At 69.1% G+C, this 20,891-nt stretch carries 18 protein-coding genes; 13 read left to right on the forward strand and 5 right to left on the reverse strand.

The window, feature by feature from the left end; translation table 11 throughout:
- The first annotated feature begins 21 nt into the window (after window positions 1–21).
- Complete coding sequence (locus IPN02_01805; protein ID MBK9295613.1) at window positions 22–3,561, forward strand: DUF4981 domain-containing protein; 3,540 nt, start codon at window positions 22–24, stop codon at window positions 3,559–3,561.
- Here IPN02_01805 and IPN02_01810 read toward each other — a convergent pair.
- From IPN02_01810 to IPN02_01820, 3 genes are read right to left on the reverse strand one after another with little or no spacing between them, the layout of a single operon-like run.
- Window positions 3,541–3,927, reverse strand: a complete 387-nt coding sequence (locus IPN02_01810; protein ID MBK9295614.1) for a type II toxin-antitoxin system VapC family toxin — start codon at window positions 3,925–3,927, stop codon at window positions 3,541–3,543. The two genes, IPN02_01805 and IPN02_01810, sit on opposite strands and share 21 nt — an antisense overlap.
- Window positions 3,915–4,157 carry a hypothetical protein gene (locus IPN02_01815; GenBank protein MBK9295615.1) on the reverse strand — a complete coding sequence of 81 codons (243 nt, stop codon included), beginning with the start codon at window positions 4,155–4,157 and terminating at the stop codon, window positions 3,915–3,917. Before IPN02_01815 ends, IPN02_01810 begins: the two co-directional genes overlap by 13 nt.
- 40 nt (window positions 4,158–4,197) lie before the next feature.
- Window positions 4,198–5,823, reverse strand: coding sequence for an MFS transporter (locus IPN02_01820; protein MBK9295616.1), 1,626 nt, complete (start codon window positions 5,821–5,823; stop codon window positions 4,198–4,200).
- Window positions 5,824–5,936: 113 nt separating this feature from the next.
- Here IPN02_01820 and IPN02_01825 point away from each other — a divergent pair, with 113 nt between their 5' ends.
- From IPN02_01825 to IPN02_01860, 8 genes are all read left to right on the forward strand, one after another.
- The gene (locus tag IPN02_01825; protein ID MBK9295617.1) at window positions 5,937–6,548 is read left to right on the forward strand and encodes a TetR/AcrR family transcriptional regulator; all 612 of its coding nucleotides are present in this window, start codon (window positions 5,937–5,939) and stop codon (window positions 6,546–6,548) included.
- A 57-nt stretch (window positions 6,549–6,605) separates the two neighbouring features.
- Window positions 6,606–6,857 (forward strand): hypothetical protein, encoded by a 252-nt coding sequence (locus IPN02_01830; protein MBK9295618.1) that lies wholly within the window; start codon window positions 6,606–6,608, stop codon window positions 6,855–6,857.
- Window positions 6,847–7,206, forward strand: a complete 360-nt coding sequence (locus tag IPN02_01835; protein MBK9295619.1) for a type II toxin-antitoxin system PemK/MazF family toxin — start codon at window positions 6,847–6,849, stop codon at window positions 7,204–7,206. The genes IPN02_01830 and IPN02_01835 overlap by 11 nt, the downstream gene beginning before the upstream one ends.
- Window positions 7,207–7,279: 73 nt before the next feature.
- On the forward strand, window positions 7,280–8,188 hold the full coding sequence (locus IPN02_01840) for an SDR family NAD(P)-dependent oxidoreductase (protein MBK9295620.1): 909 nt from the start codon (window positions 7,280–7,282) through the stop codon (window positions 8,186–8,188).
- Window positions 8,185–9,279, forward strand: a complete 1,095-nt coding sequence (locus IPN02_01845; protein ID MBK9295621.1) for a galactose mutarotase — start codon at window positions 8,185–8,187, stop codon at window positions 9,277–9,279. The genes IPN02_01840 and IPN02_01845 overlap by 4 nt, the downstream gene beginning before the upstream one ends.
- A gap of 43 nt (window positions 9,280–9,322) precedes the next feature.
- On the forward strand, window positions 9,323–9,574 hold the full coding sequence (locus tag IPN02_01850; GenBank protein ID MBK9295622.1) for an antitoxin: 252 nt from the start codon (window positions 9,323–9,325) through the stop codon (window positions 9,572–9,574).
- Complete coding sequence (locus IPN02_01855) at window positions 9,561–9,866, forward strand: type II toxin-antitoxin system PemK/MazF family toxin (protein MBK9295623.1); 306 nt, start codon at window positions 9,561–9,563, stop codon at window positions 9,864–9,866. The genes IPN02_01850 and IPN02_01855 overlap by 14 nt, the downstream gene beginning before the upstream one ends.
- Window positions 9,867–9,950: 84 nt before the next feature.
- Window positions 9,951–11,666, forward strand: a complete 1,716-nt coding sequence (locus tag IPN02_01860) for an AMP-binding protein (GenBank protein MBK9295624.1) — start codon at window positions 9,951–9,953, stop codon at window positions 11,664–11,666.
- On the opposite strand, the gene IPN02_01865 is transcribed toward IPN02_01860, so the two are convergent.
- Entirely contained in the window at window positions 11,624–13,663 is a 2,040-nt protein-coding gene (locus tag IPN02_01865) for a bifunctional diguanylate cyclase/phosphodiesterase (protein MBK9295625.1), read from the reverse strand. The two genes, IPN02_01860 and IPN02_01865, sit on opposite strands and share 43 nt — an antisense overlap.
- Before the next feature lie 298 nt (window positions 13,664–13,961).
- On the opposite strand from IPN02_01865, the gene IPN02_01870 reads away from it, so the two are divergent.
- From IPN02_01870 to IPN02_01880, 3 genes are all read left to right on the forward strand, one after another.
- On the forward strand, window positions 13,962–14,897 hold the full coding sequence (locus IPN02_01870; GenBank protein ID MBK9295626.1) for a mechanosensitive ion channel family protein: 936 nt from the start codon (window positions 13,962–13,964) through the stop codon (window positions 14,895–14,897).
- A 144-nt stretch (window positions 14,898–15,041) separates the two neighbouring features.
- Window positions 15,042–15,218 carry a hypothetical protein gene (locus IPN02_01875; GenBank protein MBK9295627.1) on the forward strand — a complete coding sequence of 59 codons (177 nt, stop codon included), beginning with the start codon at window positions 15,042–15,044 and terminating at the stop codon, window positions 15,216–15,218.
- Between the two features lie 70 nt (window positions 15,219–15,288).
- Window positions 15,289–16,320 (forward strand): PH domain-containing protein, encoded by a 1,032-nt coding sequence (locus tag IPN02_01880; protein ID MBK9295628.1) that lies wholly within the window; start codon window positions 15,289–15,291, stop codon window positions 16,318–16,320.
- Between the two features lie 151 nt (window positions 16,321–16,471).
- On the opposite strand, the gene valS is transcribed toward IPN02_01880, so the two are convergent.
- Window positions 16,472–19,129, reverse strand: a complete 2,658-nt coding sequence (valS, locus tag IPN02_01885) for a valine--tRNA ligase (protein MBK9295629.1) — start codon at window positions 19,127–19,129, stop codon at window positions 16,472–16,474.
- Window positions 19,130–19,307: 178 nt separating this feature from the next.
- Here valS and IPN02_01890 point away from each other — a divergent pair, with 178 nt between their 5' ends.
- The gene (locus IPN02_01890) at window positions 19,308–20,822 is read left to right on the forward strand and encodes an aminopeptidase P N-terminal domain-containing protein (protein MBK9295630.1); all 1,515 of its coding nucleotides are present in this window, start codon (window positions 19,308–19,310) and stop codon (window positions 20,820–20,822) included.
- The last annotated feature ends 69 nt before the right edge of the window (window positions 20,823–20,891 follow it).

Consider the following 20,891-nt stretch of genomic DNA (forward strand, 5'->3'; position numbering starts at 1 on the left):
AGCTGACTGGAGCCTCTGGATATGAGCGCCGCCCCTGCCGAGTCACCCGACCGTCCGCTGTTCGATCCCGGCGACCGGTTCTGGGAGGACCCGTCGCTCACGGAGCGAAACCGTCTGCGGCCCCGCGCACCGCTGGCCTCTCACGACGACGTCGAGGCCGCACGGACCGCGCCGAAGCTGTGGCAGGCCGCTGGGCTGGATACCGCCGAGCCCGGCGCACGGTTCGCCCGCTCGCTCGACGGCGAGTGGGGCTTTGCCCACTTCGGTCGGCCCGAGGACGTGCCAACGTCAGCGTTGACGCGCACCGCCGCCGCTGAGGGCGACGACGGCGCCGAGGTCGCAGCGCCGATCGAGGTGCCCGGGGCCTGGACCCTTCAGGGCTGGGATGCGCCGATCTACACCAACGTGCAGATGCCGTTTTCGGGGGACGCCCCCCGGGTGCCGGCCGACAACCCCACCGGGGTGTACCAGCGCACGATCGAGGTGCCCGCCGACTGGGCTGGGCGAGATGTCGTGCTCAGCCTCGGCGGGGCGGAGAGCCTGGCCGTCGTCTACGTCGACGGTGCCTTCGTCGGGCTGGCCACCGACAGCCGGCTGGGCTCGGAGTTCGACCTCACCCCGTTCGTGACCCCCGGCCAGGCCTACACGCTGGCCATCGTGGTCATCCGCTGGTCGGCGGCCACCTGGATCGAGGACCAGGATCAGTGGTGGCACGGCGGCATCCAGGGATCGGTCGTGTTGTGGTCGCGACCGGCGGTGCATCTGGCCGACGTCGGGCTGGTGCCCGGCCTCGCCCCCGACGGCACCACCGGCACGCTCAACGTTGACATCGCCGTCGGCGGCGACCTCACCGGCGGTCGGGTCGAGGCGGCCACCGGTGAGCTCGGCGCCGGTGACGGGGTCGCCGGTGACGGGGTCGCCGGTGATGGGGTCGCCGGTGATGGGGGCGTTGGCCATCGCGCCGGTCCCGGTGATCCTCAGGCCACCGCATACGCGCCGGCGCCCCGCTGGTGGGTTGGCGTCTCGGCCGAGGACCTGGACGGCAGCACGTTGCTCGACAGCGACCCGGTTGAGATCACCGCATTCGACGACGCCAACGCGCTCGCCCGCATACTCGCCACGGAAACCTGGCTCGGCCAGGTGGTGCGAACCAGGCTTGAGGTGCCCGGCATCGAGGCATGGAGCGACGAGCGTCCCACCCGTTACCGGGTGCTGGTGCGGTTGTGGCGCACCGCGCCCGACGCCGGCCCGCCCCGCGGTGAAAGGCACGGAGCCGACAGCGAGCTGGTCGAGGTGGCGGCGGTGCTCACCGGGTTCCGCTCGGTGGAGATCGGCGATCGGGAGCTGCGCATCAACGGCGCTGTCCCGTTAATCCGAGGCGTCAACCGCCACGAGCACAGCCCCACCCGGGGTCGCTACGTCGACCCCGAGACCACCTGGTTTGAGCTGTGTCTGGCCAAGCGGCTCAACGTCAACGCCGTCCGCACCGCCCACGCCCCGGCCGCTCCGTGGTTCTATGACATGTGCGACGAGCTGGGCCTGTACGTCGTTGACGAGACCAACGTGGAGAGCCACGGGCGCCAGGTGTCGCTGACCACCGGCCCGCTGTTCACCGGCGCGATCATCCAGCGGGGGTTGCGCATGGCGCAGCGCGACCGCAATCACCCGTCCGTGATCGTCTGGTCGCTGGGCAACGAGGCGGGGGAGGGCACCGCCCACCACGCGCTCGCCGGCGCGCTGCGGTTCTTCGACCCCAGCCGTCCGCTCAGCTACGAGGGCCCGATCATGTTCGACCTCGACGCCGAGAACTCGGTGAGCGACCTGGTAGCGCCGATGTACCGCTCGGTCGAGGAGATCACCGCGTGGGCAAAGAGTCGCAAAGAGCAGGGCCGTCCAGATCGGGGCCGGCCGCTGATCCTGTGCGAGTACTCCCATGCGATGGGCAACTCCAACGGCGGGCTCGATGACTATTGGCGGGCCTTCCGCACCCATCACGGGTTGCAGGGCGGGTTCATCTGGGAGTGGCGCGATCACGGGCTGGTCCGCCCCAACGAAGGATCGTCGGAGACGATCGGGCAAGCGGCTGTCACCGGGCAATCGGCGGGCGACGGCGAGACCCGCTGGGGGTACGGCGGCGACTTCGGAGAGCAGCGCCACGACGGCAACTTCGTCTTCGACGGCTTGCTCGGCCCCGACCTGGTGCCCCATCCGGCCTGCGTCGAGCTGGCCCACCTGCACCGATCGCTGCACCTTGAGGACGTCGACGCTCGGAGTGGTCGCATTCGGCTGTACAACGAGCGCAGCTTCGCGGACAGCTCCGACGTGGTCGGTACCTGGGAACTGCTCGCCGACGGCGTCGTCGTCGCCGACGGTGCCTGGGACGTGCCGACGGTGGCCCCGGGCGGGGAGGCCGAGGTAACGGTCTCAGTGCCCACGGACCTGAGCGAATGGTCCGATCAGGAGCTGGCCCTCACCGTCGATATCGCCCTCGCCGCTGCAACGCCGTTTGCCGACGAGGGTCATGTGGTTGCCCGCCACCAGTTCCCGATTCCAAGCGAGACGGCGCTGCGGCGCCGCGACGTTGCCACACCGCGCCCGGGCGAGGTGGTGAGCGGACGTTCCGTCGACCGTTGGTCCATCGGTGACGGGGCATGGAACCTGGAGATCGACCGTCATCTTGGCGTGGTCGGGCTGTCACGCAACGGCGACGCGCTGCTGAGGGACCGTCCCGGGCACAGCCTGTGGCGGGCGCCGGTCGACAACGACGGTTTGAAAGCTGCCTGGATGGCCGGGTTCGGCCACCAGGACCGTTGGCGACAGGTGGGCCTCGACTCGGTTGACGGCCCCCAGACCCGACGGCTCGACCGGGTGACCGTTCGACGCCGCGAGGGTGGCGTCGCTGCGGTGTTGAGCGGGGCGCTGGTTCCCCGGCCCACCACTTCCCAGCCCACCAGTGCCCAGCCCGACGCTTCGCTCGTCGAATGCCCGGTCACGGAGCGCTGGTGGCTGCGCGACGACGGCACCATCTCGGTCGACGTCACCTGGCGCCTCCCTGCGGAGCTGGCCGATCCGCCCCGGATCGGCCTGGTGCTGGCGCTCGATCCCGCGTTCGACGAGCTCGAGAGCTACGGCCTCGGCCCGCACGAGTGCCCGCCCGATCGGGTGGAGGGCGCCGTGCTTGGCCGCTACCGGCGCTTGGCCTCGGAGGAGCACAGCCCGTACGTGGTTCCGCAGTGCTTCGGCCAACGCTCCGGCACCCGGTGGCTGTCCGCCGCCGCACCCGAGCGTGGAGCGCTGGTCATCTCGGCGGAGCAGCCGTTTGTGCACACCGCCCACCGCTACTCCGACGGGCAACTCACCCGGGCGCTCCACGCCGATGAACTCAAGCCCGAAGATGCGGTGTTCGTCCACCTCGATGCCGCCCACCGCGGGGTCGGCACGGCGTCGTGCGGCCCCGACGCCGCCGCCCGCCACCTGATCCGGGCGGGTCGACACCAGCTGTCGCTCACCTTGTCCTGGGTGGAGCCCGGCGCCGAACGATCAGATGGATCCGGCCAGTAGCCCTCGGGACGCAGCGGCAGCCCTCAGTCGAGCATCAAACGCCAGCACGGCTGCGTCGTGCCAGATTGCAGTGGCAAGTACCAGGGTGTCGGGCATCTTCAGCCCGGTCTCAACCCGGAGCCGAGCCAGAGAGACGGGGTCGATGGTCATCGGCGACTCGTGTAGTCCGATGGTGGTGAGGGTGTTCCGCACGTCCATCTCGGTGCCCCTGCGCACCGGGTGCACCAGCACCTCGGCCAACGTCACCGGGTGCACCACGAAGCGGTCGACCGCGATCAAACTCGGCATCGCGTCGTCGTGATGCGTGTCCTCAGCGTCCAAGTAGGCGATCAACGCGCTGGCGTCGACGACGATCAATCCGGCCATTCCTCGCGCAGTCCCCCCAGGTAGTCGACGGGATAGCTCTGTGTTCCGGCAAGGCCTCGCACGAGCGCTTCCCGCCCGATCGCCTCGGTGCTGGCTGCGTGGCCGCGCTCAACCAGCATCGCCACCAACGCAGAGGGGCTGAGGTCTGGGTGCAGCCGCGCCTGGGCATCCAGGATGCGTTCCAGGTCACCGGTGGCGGTGATGGTGATGCGCTGCTTGATCGTCGGCACAGGGCAAAGTGTAACACTGAGATGCGCCAAGGTGTCGCACCTACCCCACTGCGGCGGTCTTGGTGACGGCGGGCGTCGCAGCGCTCGCCGTGTCCGGCTCAACCTGTCGGCGCTGACCGCGCACCGCCAGGTTGATGATGGCGATGCCCAGCATGGCGGCGCCGATCCACATCGACTGCACCCACCCCTCGACGAAGGCGTGTTTGGCAGCATCGAGGATGGCAGGAGCGTTCTCGCCCGCCGATGGGGCGACGGCGAACGCCGACCCGATCCCGTCGCTGGCCGCCTCGGCGAGCTGGCGGGGGACGCCCTCCAACGCCGGCTGAATGGCGCTCCGGTAGCCCGAGCTGAGGATCGATCCGAGCAGCGCCACGCCGATGGCGCCGCCCAGCTCGCGGGTGGTGTCGTTCAGCGCAGAGGCCACACCCTGCTTCTCGGACGGGAGCGACTCGGTGATCGCTTCGGTCGACGGGGTCATGGCCAGGCCGTTGCCCAGCCCGAGCAGCAGCAACCCGGGCAGCACCGACATGTAGCCGCCCTCGACCGACGCTCGCAGCGCCACCGTGATTAGGCCCGCTGCGGAGATCGAGGTGCCCACCAACATGGTGTTGCGAGAGCCGATCGCCTTGCTCACCCGAGGGGCGAGCGCAGCGGACGACGGCATCATCACCAGGGCCATCGGCAACAGCGCCACCGCCGAGTGCAGCGCCGACCAGCCGATGACCGCCTGGAAGAACGGGAAGAGCACGAGGAAGATGCCGAACATCACGGCAAACATGATCATGAGGGTGACCGCACCGGTGGAGAGGCCGCGGTTCTTGAAGACCGAGATGTCGAGCAGCGGCTCATCCTGGCGGCGCTCCCAGACGATGAACCCGATCAGCGCTGCGAGGCCGATGCCGAGGCCGGCCAGCGTGATGGGGTCGGTCCAGCCGCGCTCGGGGCCCTCGTGGATGCCCATGATGAGCGACCCGATGGCCAGCATCGACAGCAGCGAGCCGCCCACGTCGAAGCGGTGGTCGGATCCGTCGGCGGAGTTGGGCACGTACCGCTTTGTCATGAAGGCGGAGAAGGCGACGAGCACGATCGGCACGGCGAAGAGCCAGCGCCAGGTGAGCACGTCGACCATGAACGAGGATGCGAAGAGCCCGACCAAGCCGCCGCTGCCGGCGACGCCGGCCCAGATGCCGATCGCCTGCGAACGCTGCTCCTCGGGGAACGTCGACGTGATGACCGACAAGGTCACCGGCATGATCATGGCGGCGCCGACGCCGGCGAGCACCCGGGCCGCCACCATCATCGCCGTGGTGGTGGCCAGGCCGGCGCCCAGGCTGGCGATGCCGAAGACCACGAGGCCGGCCAGCAGCACCGGCTTGCGACCCCAGCGGTCGCCGATGGCCCCCATCGGCATCAGCAGACCGGCGAGCGCAACGGTGTAGCCGTTGATGATCCAAAGGATGGCGTTCTGCGATGCGCCAAGGTCGATCGCCAGGTTCTGCTGGGCGACGTTGAGCCCCGACACCGATGCGATGACGGCCATCAGCGCGGTACAGACCGCGATCAGCACGTTGCGTTGCAGCACCTTGTTGGTGATCGGTCCGGGCACCGGCCGGCCGTAGGAGGTTGCGCTGGCGCCGCGAGCGGCGCCGGGGGGAGTGACAGGCATGACTGAGAACTTTCGGGGCTGGGGAGTTGAGGGAATTCGACGGATCGCCCGAGAAACGAAACGAGACCGTAGCGTAGCGTTTGTCGTGTTGATCGGCTAGGCTGAGGGGCGAAATGTTTGCGTCATGCGTCACTTCCGCCACGTCCAACGTCGACCCTCGGGTGCGTCGAAGCCGCGCCAAGCTGCTGGCCGCTGCGCTCGACCTGCTCGTCGAGTCGGGCGCACACAGCGTCACGGTCGACGCGGTGGCCGAGCGTTCCGGTGTAGCCAAGTCCACGCTGTACCGCCACTGGGCATCGCGCACCGAACTGCTCGCCGACGTGTTGGAAACCAACGCGCCGACGATCCCGCAGCCCCCGATGGACCAAGGCTTCGCGACAGCTTTTCGGGCCCTCGTGACCCAGCTTGGCCAAATCTCCGCCGATCCCGCCTGGAAACGGGTTTTCCCGGCGCTGCTCTCGCTGCGGCGGGAGCTGCCAGAGGTCGACTCCGTCGCAACGGCGGACACCAGCCAGAAGCTGGCCGTGCTCGCATCGGTGCTGAACCTTGGCGTTGCCGAGGGCGCTGTGCCCGACGGGGTGGACGTGGAGCTGGTGGCCCTGCAGCTGCTCGGTCCGTTCGCCTTCTCCACGTTGGTGGGAAGTGAGGTGTCCCAGGACGCGCTGGTCGACGATTTGGTGCAGCGATTCCTGGCCGGCTGGGCCGCGCCGGGCTATGGATCGTGATCGCGCAGGAGTAGCGATCGCCTCCGGGTTCGTCGAGCGCCTCGCTAGGCTACGTAGATGGCGCCTACTCCGACTACGACGTTGCGGCTCCCGGTAGCTCTGCGCGACGAGATCGCTCGACTCGCCGACGAGCGCGAGTCCACGTTGCTCGATGTCGTGGCCGATGCGGTGGCTCGCTTGAAGCGAGACCAATGGTGGGCGCAGGTGCATGAGGAATTGGAAACCATGACGTCCGCCGAACTGGCGGACTATCACGCCGATGCCGAGACGCTCGACGTCACTACCGCCGATGGGCTTCGTGAGCGCTGAACCCACGCACCGGCGCGGCGACGTCTGGCTGGTCGACCTCGGCAACGACCCGTCGGACCCGGAGCAGGCGTTCATGCGTCCGGCGTTGATCGTGAGCGACGACGCGCTGCATCACCCTCGGCTCCGGATGGTCGTCGTCGTTCCGGCGACGTCTCGGCTGCGGAGGCTGTCGCTGCACGCGGTGGTGCAACCAAACGCCGACAATGGACTCGACGAGGCATCGGCATTTCAGGCGGAGCAGGTGCGGGCGGTGTCATCGCGGCGACTCGTCAGGCGTCTCGGCCGCCTCGGCGTCGAGGACCGACATGCCATCTATGACATCCTGCGATCGATTCTGGCGCTCCACTGAACTGCGTGCCCGAGGGGTCAGCCTGGGATTAGCCTCGGCGGCGTAGCGCGACATAACGACGGGAGGGGAGCCCATGGCAAAGTTGTGTGAGGGACGCGTCTGTCTGGTGACCGGTGCCGGCCGAGGCATCGGGCGCGAGCATGCGCTGATGCTGGCCGAGCACGGCGCCAAGGTGGTGGTGAACGACCTCGGCGGCGATCGCCGGGGCGAAAGCGGTGAGGATGATGGTCCCGCGCATCAGGCGGTCGCCGAGATCGTCGAGGCGGGCGGCGAGGCGGTCGCCGATGGTGGCAACGTCGCAGACTTTGCCGAGGCCAAGGCGATGGTCGACCTGGCGATCGACACCTACGGACGGCTCGACGTCGTCATCAACAACGCCGGCATCCTGCGGGACCGCATGCTGGTGAACATGACCGAGGCCGAGTGGGACGCGGTGATTGCCGTGCACCTGAAGGGCACGTTTGGCCCGGCCCACCACGCCGCCCAGCACTGGCGCGAGCGCTCCAAGGCCGGCGAGGAGGTGGACGCCCGGATCATCAACACCACGTCGCCGTCAGGCATCTACGGCAACGTCGGCCAGACCAACTACGGCGCCGCCAAGGCCGGCATCGCAGCCTTCACGATCATCGCCGCCAAGGAGCTGGCCCGGTACGGGGTGACCGCCAACGCCATCGCGCCGGCGGCGCTCACCCGGATGACCGAGGACCTGGGCATGGGCCAGGCTTCCGAGGAGGACAAGGCGCAGATGTCGCCCCACTGGATTGCGCCGCTGGTCACCTGGCTGGCCAGCGAGGAGAGCCGCGGGGTGACCGGCCGGGTGTTCGACATCACCGGCCGGGCGATGTCGGTGTCCGAGGGCTGGCATCGAGGACCGACCGTTGACCCGACCGACGACCCCACCCGCGTTGGCCCGCTGGTCGAGGAGATCGTCAACGCCGCCCGCCCCAACGCCGACATGAGCGGACGCGACGAGGTGACGTGAGCCCCACCGGTGTCACCCCTGCCGCGCCGGGCGTCGAGCGGTCGACCGTCGAGATGTGCGACGGGACCGCGGCGGAGCTCGTCCGGCTGTCGGCCGGAACGCTCACCGCCTCGGTGTTGTCCTATGGGGCCACGCTGGTCGGCTTCGAGGCGCCCGGTCCCGATGGCGAGCCGGGCAATTGCGTGCTGACGCTGGCCGATTTGGGGCAACTGGCCGACCCGGCGGTCAACCCGCACCTGTGCGGCGTCGTCGGTCCGTACGCCAACCGCATCGCCGGCGCGTCGTTTGAGCTGGACGGGGTGACCTATTCACTTGAGGCCAACGAGGGGCCCAACACCCTCCACGGCGGGTCGACGCCGTGGGACCGACGGCAGTGGGGGATTGCGTCCCTCCACGCCGGCGACGCCGACGCATCGGTGACGCTGACGCTGATCGATCCCGACGGCGAGGGCGGGTTTCCCGGACGGGTCGAGGCGACCGCCACCTACTCGCTCGCCGCCGAGGGGACGCTGACGCTTCAAATCGTCTGCACGACCGACCGGGCGACCGTGCTGGCGCCGACCAACCACACCTACTGGAACCTGTCGGGATCCGGGACGATCGCCGATCACCGGGTGTCGCTCAGCGCCGATCTGGTGCTCGACTTGGGGCCGGGGCAGATCCCCACCGGGACGGCACTGCCGGTTTCGGGTGGACCGTGGGACCTGCGCGACGACGTGCGACTGGGCGACCGCTTGGGCTCGCCCGAGCTGGCGGACCTCGACGGCTACGACAACACGTTTCTCGTCGACGCCGGGGTCGAGGGCGAGTTGCCGCTGGTGGCCCGCCTGGTCGACCCGGGCAGTGGCCGGACGATGGAGATGCGCAGCGACCAGCCGGCGGTGCAGGTGTACACCGCCAACCACCTCGACGGTCTGCCCGGCCAACACGGATCGCTGGTTCGCCACGGGGCCGTCTGCCTGGAGGCCGGGCGGGTGCCCAACGGGCCCAACATGGCGACGATCGCGGGCCCCGACGGCCCAATCCCCGTCGTCGTCACCCTCCGCCCGGGCCACACCTACCGCTGGATGACCAGCTGGCAACTTGGCTGACCTGCCCCTGGTCGATCGCTGTCATACGGGTTATCCTCGGTGTATGACGATGCTGAGCTTCCGGGTCGACGAGCGTGATGCGGCCGATGCCCAGCTACGTGCGACCGAGCTCGGGATCGATCGGTCCGAGCTGCTTCGGGAGGCCTTACGCCGCCATCTCGACCGGCTTGCATCCGAAGGTGACGCCGCTCGCTGGGCAGCTCAACCGCTTGATGACGGCGAGCGGGCTCTGATGGAGGTCGCCGACTGGGGTCCGGCCGAAGACTGGTCGGACTGGGCCGATGCAGCGCGGTGAGGTGTGGTTTGCCGCTACCCCCGGCGGCGACCGACCGGTGCTTGTCCTCACGCGTGATCCCGTTGCCGACCGCATCGGATCGGTCGTGGTTGTTGCACTGACCCGCACCCGTCGAGGCCTCGTGTCCGAACTTGAGCTGACGTCAGCCGACGGAGTGCCGACGGACAGCGTCGTCAACTTCGACAACATCCATACGATCCCGCGAGATCTCATGAGGCGGCGCGTGGCCGAGCTGTCGCCACCTCGGATGGCCGAGGCGTGCCGCGTGCTTCAAGCGGCCACCGGCTGTTAAGGCCAAGGGGCTGGCTTCTGGCGTCTCCCAACTGACGATGGCGCGTTGGCAGCGGCGGCGCAGCGGCACGGGTAGGTTCCGGCCATGGCCCTCAACGAGAACTTCGCCACCGTCTGGGAGGCGATCGCCGACACGCTGGGCGATGCGCCCGCACTGTCCCACGGACCGCTGACCCGCACCTGGGCCGAGCTGGACGACCGGGCCGCCCGCTTTGCCGGGGCGATGGCTGACGCCGGTGTCGGCGCTGGCAGCGATGATGGCGGGGCCAAGGTGGGAATGGCGCTGTACAACGGGCCCGCCTACACCGAGGCGACCTTCGGCGCGTTCAAGGCCCGGGCCGTGCCGTTCAACGTCAACTACCGCTACCGGGAATCCGAGCTGGCCTACCTGCTGAGCAACGCCGACTGCGAGGTGGTCGTCGCCCACCCCGAGCTGGTCGACCTCATCGAGGCGATTCGCGCAGATGTCCCCAGCCTGCGCCTGCTGGTGGCGGTGGGCGATGAGATTGACGGGTCCCCGGTGGGGGACCTGCCCGACGGCTGGGTGCACTACGAGGAACTGTTGGCGGCGAGCGACCCCGCCTCGCGCATCGAGCGGTCCGGCGACGACTTGTGGTTCCTCTACACCGGCGGAACCACCGGCATGCCCAAGGGTGTGATGTGGCCCCACAGCTCGCTGCTCGGCGTGTTTGGGCCCACCTGGAAGGGCCTCAAGGTGGCGCTGCCCGACACGCCTGCGGAGGCGGCCCGGGTGGCGGCCGAGCTGCGCGAGCGAGGGACCGAACAGCGGCTGATCCCGGCGGCGCCGATGATGCACGGCACCTCGTCGCAGCTGACGATGGGCGCGCTGAGCACGGGCGGACACGTCGTCACCCTGACCTCGCGCAGCTTCGATCCGGCCGAGCTGTGGGCGACGGTTGAGGATCGGTCCGCTACCCACCTGTGCATCGTCGGCGACCCGTTCTGTCGTCCGATGGTCGTCGAGCTGGAGACGGCCGAGGCGACCGGCCGCCCCTACGACCTGACCTCGTTGAAGGTGATCACGTCGTCCGGCGCCATGTGGTCGGGACCCCAGAAGGAGGCGCTGCTCGCCCGCGTGCCGGCGCTGCTGATCGACCTGCTCGGATCGTCCGAAGGCAACGGTTTCGGCGCCTCGGTGGCCCGGCGCGGACGCAGCGCCGGAACCGCACGGTTCCAACTGGGCGACGACGCTGCGGTGTTCACCGAGGACGGACGGCGGGTCGAGCCCGGCTCGGGCGAGCGTGGCCGGCTGGCCACCGGGGGGCACCTGCCGCTGGGCTACTACAAGGATGCGGCGGCGACCGACGCCACCTATCCCACCTACGAGGGGCGCCGCTGGGCGGTGCCGGGCGACTTCGCAACCGTCGAGCTCGACGGCACGATCAACCTGTTGGGGCGGGGCTCGGTATCGATCAACACCGCCGGCGAGAAAGTGTTTCCCGAGGAGGTGGAGGAAGCGACCAAGTCGCTCGCCTGGGTGGTTGACGCAACGGTGGTCGGAGTCCCCGACGAGACCTGGGGGAGCGCGGTGACAGCGGTGGTGTCGCTCGGTGACGGCGCGCCGGGCGACCTCACCCCAGACGAAGCGCTCGGGTCAGACGCCGTTGGCGTACCCGCCGATGCGGCGCTGCTCGAGCTGGTGCGCACCCATGTCAAGGAGCAGCTCGCCGCCTACAAGGCGCCCCAACACGTGGTTGTCGTTCCTGCGGTCATGCGCGGTCCCAACGGCAAGGCCGACTACCGCTGGGCCGGGGAGGTCGCCGCCAGCGCGCTGGGTTGACCAAGTCTCGCTTCGATGGGCCCGGCGCCGCGGAGCAAGGCCGGCGCGGTGGCATCGAGGTGTGTCACCAGAGGCACCAGGTCGTCGAAGGGCACCGGCTCGGAAATGTAGAAACCCTGTGCCAGGTCGCACCCCATCTCGCGCAGTGTCGTCAACGTGGTCAGGTCGGTGGCTCCCTCGGCGGTGACGGTGAGCCCCAGCTGGTGGGCCATCTCGATCGTTGAGCGCACGATGGCGGCGTCGTCGCTGTTTGAGGTCATCGCAGTGACAAACCCGCGATCGATCTTGAGATGGGAGACCGGCAGATGCTTCAGGTAGGACAGCGAAGCGTTCCCAACGCCGAAGTCGTCGACCGCGACCGAGATGCCGAGCGCTCTCAGACGGGCGAGCACCTCGACCGCCCGTGGGTTGTCGTCGATCAGTTCGGTCTCGGTGATCTCAAGCTGGAGGCGCTCGGCATGGAAATCCTCTCGGTGGGAGAGCAGTTCGAAGAAGTCGACCAGGTCGGGGTCCTGAAGGTTTCGCACCGAGACGTTGACTGCGACGCCGAGGTCCAACCCGGCCTGGTGCATCGCTTCGGCGTCCCGCAACGCCTCGGCGACGATCCACCGGGTGAGCGAATGGATCATGTGGGAGCCCTCGACGGTCTCGATGAAGTCGATCGGCAGCATCAGACCGTGATCCCGGTGCTGCCAGCGCACCAGCGCCTCCACCTGAACGACCCGTTCGGTGCCGAGGCCGAGCGCCGGTTGGTAATAGAGCGCGAGTTCCCCGGCGTCCATCGCTCGGCCAAGCTCGCCCAACAAGGTGACCTGACGCAGCGAGCCTTGATGGCGTTCGGCGCGATACAGCTCGACCGGTTGGCCCGACCGCTTGGCCCGGTACAGGGCCTCGTCGGCGGCGTTCAGCAGATCCTCGTCACCCTTGCCGTGCTCCGGAAACAGAGCGATGCCGAGGTTGCCACTGCACTGCACCGGGATGCCGTCCACCTCGAAGGGACGCTCGAGCACCCCGATGGCGCGCCGGGCGAGACCGAGCGCCTCCTCCTCGTCGCCGACCGGGGGACTTACCAGCGCAAACTCATCGCCTCCCCAGCGTCCGATCATGCCGCACTCGCCGGCAAGTTCGGCCCGGAGCCTTACTGCGATCGCCGCCAACAGACGGTCCCCGCCCTGGTGGCCGAGCGCGTCGTTGACCTGTCTGAACTGGGTGAGGTCCATCAGCAGCAGTGCGAAGCCGTGGCCGGGCGGGACACCTGCTGCCGCCGTTTCGCGCAGGTATTCCTTCAGCCGAGCCCGGTTGGGAAGGCCGGTGAGAGCGTCGTGGTCGTTCTGGTGGCGCAGGCGTTCGGCGAGGGACCACGCGACCTTGCGCGACTGCTCGAGCATCGTGTCGACGCGTTGATCGATCGCCCGAAGTCGGGCGGTGAACAGATGGACCCCCGCCGCCTTGGTGGCGTCGGCGATCAACATGATCGGAAGCAGCAGCCTGAGGTCTTCGGGACGGTTGGAGAACGCCCCGATCAGAGCGGTACCACCAAGTTGGATGACGGCGGCGGACGCCTGCACCCGGTTCGGACCGAGACAACACAGGTAGCCGGCGGTCAGCGCAACGGCGATTGGCACGAGCGCAGCCGGGTTGGTCAGCCCCAGCCCGACGAGCGCCACCAGGCTGAGCATGGAGCCCAGGTGCGATCGGCGGCGCATCAGGAGGGTGGCGCCTACCTGGGCAGCCTCCAACCCGACGACGGTGAGGGCTGCCGCCACACGCAAGGCCAGCTCGAATGAGTTCGACGGAGGGTCGATGACGATCGCCGCCACAGCGGCGACGGCAACGGCCACACGGCGGGGGATTTGGTAGGCCAGACCCGCCCGACCCGTTTCGGGCGGGGTGCGTTGAGCGGGATAACCCTCCGGCCGCACTGCCTCGCTCGGGGTCGGGTTTTGCGACGGCCGGGGTAGAGGACGATCGATCGGTCGGAGCTCGGTTTTGGCCACGTCCCCCCTCCTCACTTCACGTCGGCGCCGGTCTCCGCATCGCCCCTCTCGGGAGCGGTGCGATGCGTCACGCCGGTGGCGAGCATCTGCAGCCATCGTACCGATCAACTGCGCGGAGTGGTCATTCTTGTAGGCCTTTCAACCTAAATCTCACGTTGAGTGATGGCGGGTGCGCTGAGAGCGGAATTGTCCGGTCATGGTCGGTCGTCCCACGAGAGTGCCGCGCTCGATACGCTCCGCCAACGGATGGCCGGCCTGACGGTCGTCCGGCACGACCACGCCGGTGGGAGGAGACCACATGCAGACCTGCGGCCCCGATCCGGGATGGTGGTGCGAGCGCACGCTCGATCTCACCGGGTCCGCCGCAGCCGCCGAAGCGGTCGACTGGCTGGTGCATACCCCGGCGAAAGTGGTGATGATCGTCATCCTGGCCTGGCTGGTCAATCGGTTCGCCGCACGTCTGGTGGCGCGGGTGGCGGCGCGAACCCGAGCGGCAGCCGTGCGAGGCGCACGGCCCACCAGTTCAGACGCCGCGGCCGCAGGATCGCCGCGGGCGGATGCCCGAGCTCGGACGGTCTCCGACGTGCTCGGCTCCATCACCTCGGCTGCGGTGTTCACGATCGCCGGCCTGATGATCCTGGGCGAGCTCAACATCAACCTCGGCCCACTGCTCGCCGGCGCCGGGGTGGCGGGGGTGGCCCTCGGTTTTGGCGCTCAGTCGTTGGTGCGAGACCTGCTCGCTGGTCTGTTCGTTCTGATCGAGGACCAATACGGGGTGGGCGATGTGGTCGACGTCGGCCCGGCGACCGGCACCATCGAGCGGGTGACCCTTCGATCCACCCGGCTCCGAGACGTGGCCGGAACGGTCTGGCACGTTCCCAACGGCGAGATCGTCCGGGCCGGTAACCAGTCGCAACGCTTCAGCCGCGCACTGATCGACGTGACGGTTGCCAACGACGCCGACCTGGCGGTGGCCGAGCGGATCGTCGCCTCGGTTGGAACGGCGTTGGCCGACGACGAGGAGTGGAGCGACCGTCTGCTCGGCGTGCCGTCGATGCTCGGGGTTCAAGCGCTCGACAGCCACGGGACCACCCTCCGGCTGGTGGTCGACACCGAGCCCGCATCGCAGTGGGCGGTGGAGCGCGAGCTGCGCCGGCGGTTGCGCGATGGTCTGCATGAGGCGGGCATCTCGGTGCCCCAGCAGGCGCCGCCCCCGGTAAACCCGTCGGAGTGAGCAGGCAGCAGGACCGGCGGGACCTCCTTGTGGGGTGCGGGTGTTGGAGTGTCCGCGGTGCGGAGCAGGCGTTCCCCTACCATGGTCCACGGGCGGAGACCGGGGCCGCTTCGCGCGGTCTGACAGCTGAACGAGGTAGCCACCATGAACGCTAAAACTGCGATCCCCCTAGGCATCATCGTCGGTGTGGTCCTGCTTTTGGTCTGGAATTCTCCGTCGGGGTCGGCGGAGTGGCTGGGCGACGTTCTCGGTGCAATCGGCCGCTTTCTTGAGCGGTTGGCCAACACGATCGCCACCTTCCTCGACGGGCTGACGGACTGAAACCCCATCCGAAACGAACCGGGGGCCCAAGGTAGTGATTAATCGGCTGGTTGCCTTTCTCCAGGGCTTGGTGGGCACGGACACGATCGACGAGATCATCTTCGATCGGCTGTTGCCCCACGAGAAGATCGTGATGATCGATGGGCCGGCCGAGATCGCCTTCTTATTCGAACAGAAGCGGTCGATCGTGTTGCTGATCGGGTCGTTGGTCGTGGCGTTCTTCAGCACCAGCGTCATCTGGACGATGGCGGCGCTTGGCCTGGCCGTCACGGCGATTGGCCTCTTCGTCGTGGGAGCGGTCCAGCTGCATTACACCCGATACGTGGTGACGACCAACCGCATCATCTACCTCAAGGGGGTACTGAAGCGCACCCACCAATGGATTCCCTGGGCCAAGGTCACCGACCTGTCGATGGAGCAGACGATTCCGGACCGGATCAAGAACGTCGGCAGCGTACGCATCGAGTCGGCAAACGAGGACTCGCAGTTCAGAAAGATGACCAACCTGACCAACCCGGAAACGATGATGCGGGTGCTCGTTTACATGGTCAGCCAACGCCAGGGATCGGTGCCGCTGCCCGAGGACATCCACGCCATCCTGGGCGTGCCGGGACCGGATGGCATCACCCACTTGCCGCGGAAGGACGACGAAGGGGGTCGCGGCGAGGAGGATGACGACGTCGTGAGTTGGGGTGCCGACGACGACGGTGGTGGCGGCGACGACGACGACGGAGGTGGCGGTGCTGGTGGTGACGGCAGCGGCGGTGGCGGCAGCGGCGGTGGCGGCAGCGGCGGTGGTGCTGGTGGCGGGGATGACACGGTGCTGCTCACCAGACCACGGCGTAGCCCGCCGGTCACCGTTGAGGGCCCTTTGGCCCCAGGCACGGTGACCGTGCCCCGCCCCGGACGCGGGGAGGAATCGCGCCCGTCCAGGGCCAACCCGGTGCAGGACGTTGGGGCCCCGAGACGGCGGCGGCCCGAACCGCCGGCGACAGGACGAGGGGAAGGGTCGTCGCCCGCCGATTCGATCGGCCCGTCGGACGACGGCGCCCGGCCCGACACTCCGCCGCCGGACCCCGGCCGGGCAGCGCTCGACGACTGATCGGGCGGAGTGGGCGCCGCCGACCGGGCCGAGTGTGCACGGCCAGGTCCGGTCGGGTGCACCGGTGAGGCTGAGGTGATGCCTTGGCTCCTGCTCGGCGTCGAGCAGATCTCGGCCAATGCGGTCGGCCGAGGATGTATCTTTGAGGCCGTTAGGGGTCGTCGACGACCAGTTCGACGCTGACCGTCAGGTCGGCGCCAGTATCCGTTGGCGTCGTCACGAACTCCTGCACCACCCCGGCGTCGACCAGGTCGCCTCGTACGGTCTCAAGCCGATCGAGCAACTCTGGCGGGGCGCTCACCTCGAGGCGGCGCACCGCGGTGCGCATGCCGGTGCGGGCCTCGGTCTTGGTGCGGCGCACCTCGTGGAGGACCTGTGCAGCGAGCGCGGGTAGCTCGCCGTCCGCACCGTCGCCGGCGCCGCCGAGTTCGGCAGTGGTTGGCCAACCGGTGCGGTGGATCGACCCGTCCATCCACCAGCTCCACACCTCCTCGGTGGCGAAGGGCAGGTGGGGTGCGAACAACCGAAGCAGGGTTGAGAGCGCCAGCTCCAGGGAGGCTCGCGCCGACGCCGAGCCGTCGTCGTCGCGGTAGGCGCGGGTCTTCACCAACTCCAGGTGGACGTCGACGAAGTTCCAGAAAAAGGCCTCGGTGCGCTCGAGCGCCCGGGCGTAGTCGAACTCCTCAAACGCTGCGGTCACCGTCTCGACCAACGCTGCGACCTCAGCCAGCATCGCCCGGTCGATCGGGTGGGTGACAGCATCGGCTCCGAGTGGTGTCGCTCTCGCGCCGGTCGCCGCCTGATCAGCGGCATCGTCGCCGCCGTCCGCCGATTGGTCGTTGCGCTGGGAGAAGCCGAGCACGAAGCGGCTGGCGTTCAGCACCTTCAGGGCCAGGCGGCGCCCCACCTTCATCTGCGTCTCGTCGAAGGCGGTGTCGGTGCCGGGCCGGCCGTTGGCGGCCCAGTAGCGCACGGCGTCGGAGCCGTGCTGCTGGAGCAACTCGGTAGGCACAACCACGTTGCCCTTCGACTTGGACATCTTTTTGCGGTCGGGGTCGAGGATCCACCCGGACAGCGCTGCGTGGCGCCACGGCGCCGTGCCCTCGGCCAGGTGGCTGCGCACCATGGTCGAAAACAGCCAGGTGCGGATGATGTCGTGGGCCTGGGGCCGCAGGTCCATCGGAAACACCTTGGCCCACAGCTCGTGGTCGTGGTCCCAGCCACCGGCGATCTGAGGGGTGAGCGACGAGGTGGCCCACGTGTCCATGATGTCGGGGTCGCCGACGAACCCGTTCGGCTGGCCCCGCTGCGCTTCGTCGTAGCCGTTCGGGGCGTCGCTTTGGGGATCGACCGGAAGCGTGACGGCGTCGGGCGCGATCGGCGCGTCGTAGTTCACCTCGCCGTCGGCGTCGACCGGGTACCAGACCGGGATCGGCACGCCGAAGTAGCGCTGGCGGGAGATCAGCCAGTCGCCGTTGAGCCCCTCGATCCAGTTGGTGTAGCGGGTCTGCATGTAGGGCGGATGCCAGGTCACCTCGTCGCCGCGTGCGATCAGCTGCTCAGCCAGGGCGGCGTCGCGACCGCCGTTGCGGATGTACCACTGACGGCTCTGCACGATCTCGAGCGGTGCCTCGCCCTTCTCGTAGAACTTCACCGGGTGCTCGATCACCTTCGGCTCGCCCAGCAGCTCGCCGGAGGCTTCCAACAGCTCGACCGTGGTGCGCTGGGCGGCCTTCACCCCGAGACCGGCCAGGGCCTCATACGTGTTCCGTCCGGTGTCGGACTCGATCCATGCCGGGGTGTCGGCGGCAAAGCGCCCGTCGCGACCGATGACCGCCCGCGCCGGCAGGTCCAGCTCGCGCCACCAGATCACATCGGTCAGGTCGCCGAACGTGCAGATCATGGCTGCGCCGGTGCCCTTCTCCGGGTCGGCCAGGCGGTGGGCGACCACCGGCACTTCAACGCCGAACAACGGGCTGGTCACCGTCGAGCCGAACAGCGGCTTGTACCGCTCATCGTCGGGGTGGGCGACCAGGGCAACGCAGCTGACGACCAGCTCGGGGCGGGTGGTCGACACGACCAGATCGCCCTCCCCGTCCGAGCGGTGAAAGGCCAGGTCGTGGTAGGCGCCGGGGCGGGGGCGATCCTCCAGCTCGGCCTGTGAGACCGCCATGCGGAACGTGATGTCCCACATCGACGGGGCATCGGCCTGGTAGGCCTCGCCGCGGGCCAGGTTGTCGAGGAAGGCCCGCTGACTCACACGGCGACTGCGCTCGTCGATCGTCGTGTACGTCTGGGTCCAGTCGACCGACAGGCCCAGGCGGCGCCAGAGCGCTTCGAAGACCTGTTCGTCCTCTCCGGTCAGCTGGACGCACAGTTCGATGAAGTTGCGTCGGCTGACCGCCAGGAAGTCCCGTCGGTTCTTCGGCGCTTTCTCCGGCGGGACGAAGGCGGCGTCGTAGTGGACGGTGGGATCGCAGCGCACGCCGTAGTAGTTCTCCACCCGGCGCTCGGTGGGCACGCCGTTGTCGTCCCAACCCATCGGGTAGAACACCTCGCGTCCGGTCATCCGCTGGTACCGGGCGATGCAGTCGGTGTGGGTGTAGCTGAAGACGTGGCCGACGTGCAGCGACCCCGACACGGTCGGGGGAGGTGTGTCGATGGAGAAGACGGCGTCGGCAGGGGCGTTGGCATCGAAGCGATAGGTGCCGTCGGCCTCCCAGCGTTCACCCCACTTGTCCTCGAGACCCTCGAGGGCGGCCTTGGCGGGAACGGTCGGCGTCGATCGGCGTCGGGGGGCGTCGGTCATAGGCCCGCCAAGGTACCAGCGCCTGCCGGCCGGACCCTGAGGCCAACCCCCGGCGGCGTTGCTCCCCCGGTTCGAGCCGTCGTCCGTCGAGAGGTGTGGAGGTGTGCCGGTGAGATTCACCGGCACACCTCCACACCTCTGCTCCACACCTCTCCGCGGCCCGCGGCAAACTGGCGCAATGAGCACCCCGTCCTCCGTCCGCTCGCCCCTCGACGTCGTCAGCTCCGGATCAGGCCCCGGCCCGGATGTGTTCTCCCGACGGCGCGATCGGGTGGCCAAGCGCGTCGGCGCCGACGGCCTGCTGGTGGTGCCGGCTGGCGTGGAGGCGCCCCGCAACCACGACGTCGACCACGAGTTTCGCCAGGCCAGCCAATTCTGGTGGTTGACCGGCTTCGGCGAGCCCGATGCGGTGGCGGTGCTTACCCCGGGGCATGCCGATGGCGACTACCACCTGTTCGTGCGACCTCGCGATCCCGAGCGTGAGACCTGGGACGGCTACCGGGCCGGGGTCGATGGCGCCAAAGACACCTTCGGTGCAGATCGTGCGTACCCGATCGCCGAACTCGGCAACCGGCTACCAGCACTCGCGGTTGGCCGGGACCGCGTGTGGTACCGGCTGGGCGAGCGCCTCGACGAGACGGTCACCGCCTTGCTCGTCGGGGGGCGAAACCGGCGCGACCGGCTGGGTGATCGGGTGCCCGATGGGGTGATCGATCCCGGCGTCATGCTCGACGAGCTCCGCCTCCACAAGGACGACGCCGACCTCGATTCGCTACGGCGCGCCGGAGCCCTGGCAGCCGAGGGGCACCGCGAGGCGATGCGCCTGGCCAGGCCCGAGGCAACCGAGCGACAGCTTCAGGGGGCGATGGAGTGGGTGTGGCGCGCTGCCGGGTCGCCCCGCAACGGCTACCCCTCGATCGTCGCCGGCGGGGCCAACGCCTGCGTGCTGCACTACACCGAGAACGCCGACGTGGTCGCCGACGGCGACCTGGTGCTGATCGACGCCGGCTGCGAGGTGGACCAGCTCTCGGCCGACATCACCCGCACCTTCCCGGTCAACGGCCGCTTCAGTGGACCGCAGCGGGCGATGTACGAGGTGGTGCTCGCCGCCCAGCACGCCGCGCTGGCGGCCGTGCGACCGGGGGCGACCATTCGCTCTCCTCACGAGGCGGCCCGGGCGGTGATCGCCGAGGGGCTCGTCGATCTCGGGCTGATCCCCTCCGGCATCGACGATGTCGTGGGCATGGGCCTCGACGCCGAGTTCTTCATGCACGGCACCAGCCACTGGCTGGGCCTCGACGTGCACGACGTCGGCTCCTACCGCAACGACGACGACCACCGGCCGTTGGCCGAGACGATGGCGCTGACGATCGAGCCCGGCATCTACGTGGCGCCCACCAAGGGCGAGGTGACGTTCAAGCTGCTGGCGCACGACCGCGACGCCTGGGCGCGCCGCCGGGTCGAGCTGGGCGTCGAGCGGGCCAAGGCCGCCGAGGAGGCCGAGTTGGCCGAGGCACCCGAGATGGTCCATCGGCTTCCCGAGGAGTTTCTCGGCATCGGCATTCGCATCGAGGACGACGTCGTCGTGACCTCGAATGGATGCGAGGTGCTGACCGATGAGGTGCCGACCGATCCCGACGAGATCGAGGCGCTGTGCGCCGAATCGCCCCGCTGGGTGATCCTCCCGGGGTAGCGGTGCGGAGCGGCCGGACCGCCCCGACCGACACGCCGTCGCGATTTGCCCCTCGCGGTTTGGCCCTCC

The organism is Candidatus Microthrix subdominans (assembly GCA_016719385.1).
In the GTDB taxonomy this organism is placed as follows: domain Bacteria; phylum Actinomycetota; class Acidimicrobiia; order Acidimicrobiales; family Microtrichaceae; genus Microthrix; species Microthrix subdominans.

Coding starts and splice junctions, on each gene's coding strand:
- IPN02_01805 (MBK9295613.1), top strand. CDS start 22: ATGAGCGCCGCCCCTGCCGAGTCACCCGACCGTCCGCTGTTCGATCCC.
- IPN02_01810 (MBK9295614.1), bottom strand. CDS start 3,927: ATGGCCGGATTGATCGTCGTCGACGCCAGCGCGTTGATCGCCTACTTG.
- IPN02_01820 (MBK9295616.1), bottom strand. CDS start 5,823: ATGCCTGTCACTCCCCCCGGCGCCGCTCGCGGCGCCAGCGCAACCTCC.
- IPN02_01825 (MBK9295617.1), top strand. CDS start 5,937: ATGTTTGCGTCATGCGTCACTTCCGCCACGTCCAACGTCGACCCTCGG.
- IPN02_01830 (MBK9295618.1), top strand. CDS start 6,606: ATGGCGCCTACTCCGACTACGACGTTGCGGCTCCCGGTAGCTCTGCGC.
- IPN02_01840 (MBK9295620.1), top strand. CDS start 7,280: ATGGCAAAGTTGTGTGAGGGACGCGTCTGTCTGGTGACCGGTGCCGGC.
- IPN02_01850 (MBK9295622.1), top strand. CDS start 9,323: ATGACGATGCTGAGCTTCCGGGTCGACGAGCGTGATGCGGCCGATGCC.
- IPN02_01855 (MBK9295623.1), top strand. CDS start 9,561: ATGCAGCGCGGTGAGGTGTGGTTTGCCGCTACCCCCGGCGGCGACCGA.
- IPN02_01860 (MBK9295624.1), top strand. CDS start 9,951: ATGGCCCTCAACGAGAACTTCGCCACCGTCTGGGAGGCGATCGCCGAC.
- IPN02_01870 (MBK9295626.1), top strand. CDS start 13,962: ATGCAGACCTGCGGCCCCGATCCGGGATGGTGGTGCGAGCGCACGCTC.
- IPN02_01875 (MBK9295627.1), top strand. CDS start 15,042: ATGAACGCTAAAACTGCGATCCCCCTAGGCATCATCGTCGGTGTGGTC.
- valS (MBK9295629.1), bottom strand. CDS start 19,129: ATGACCGACGCCCCCCGACGCCGATCGACGCCGACCGTTCCCGCCAAG.
- IPN02_01890 (MBK9295630.1), top strand. CDS start 19,308: ATGAGCACCCCGTCCTCCGTCCGCTCGCCCCTCGACGTCGTCAGCTCC.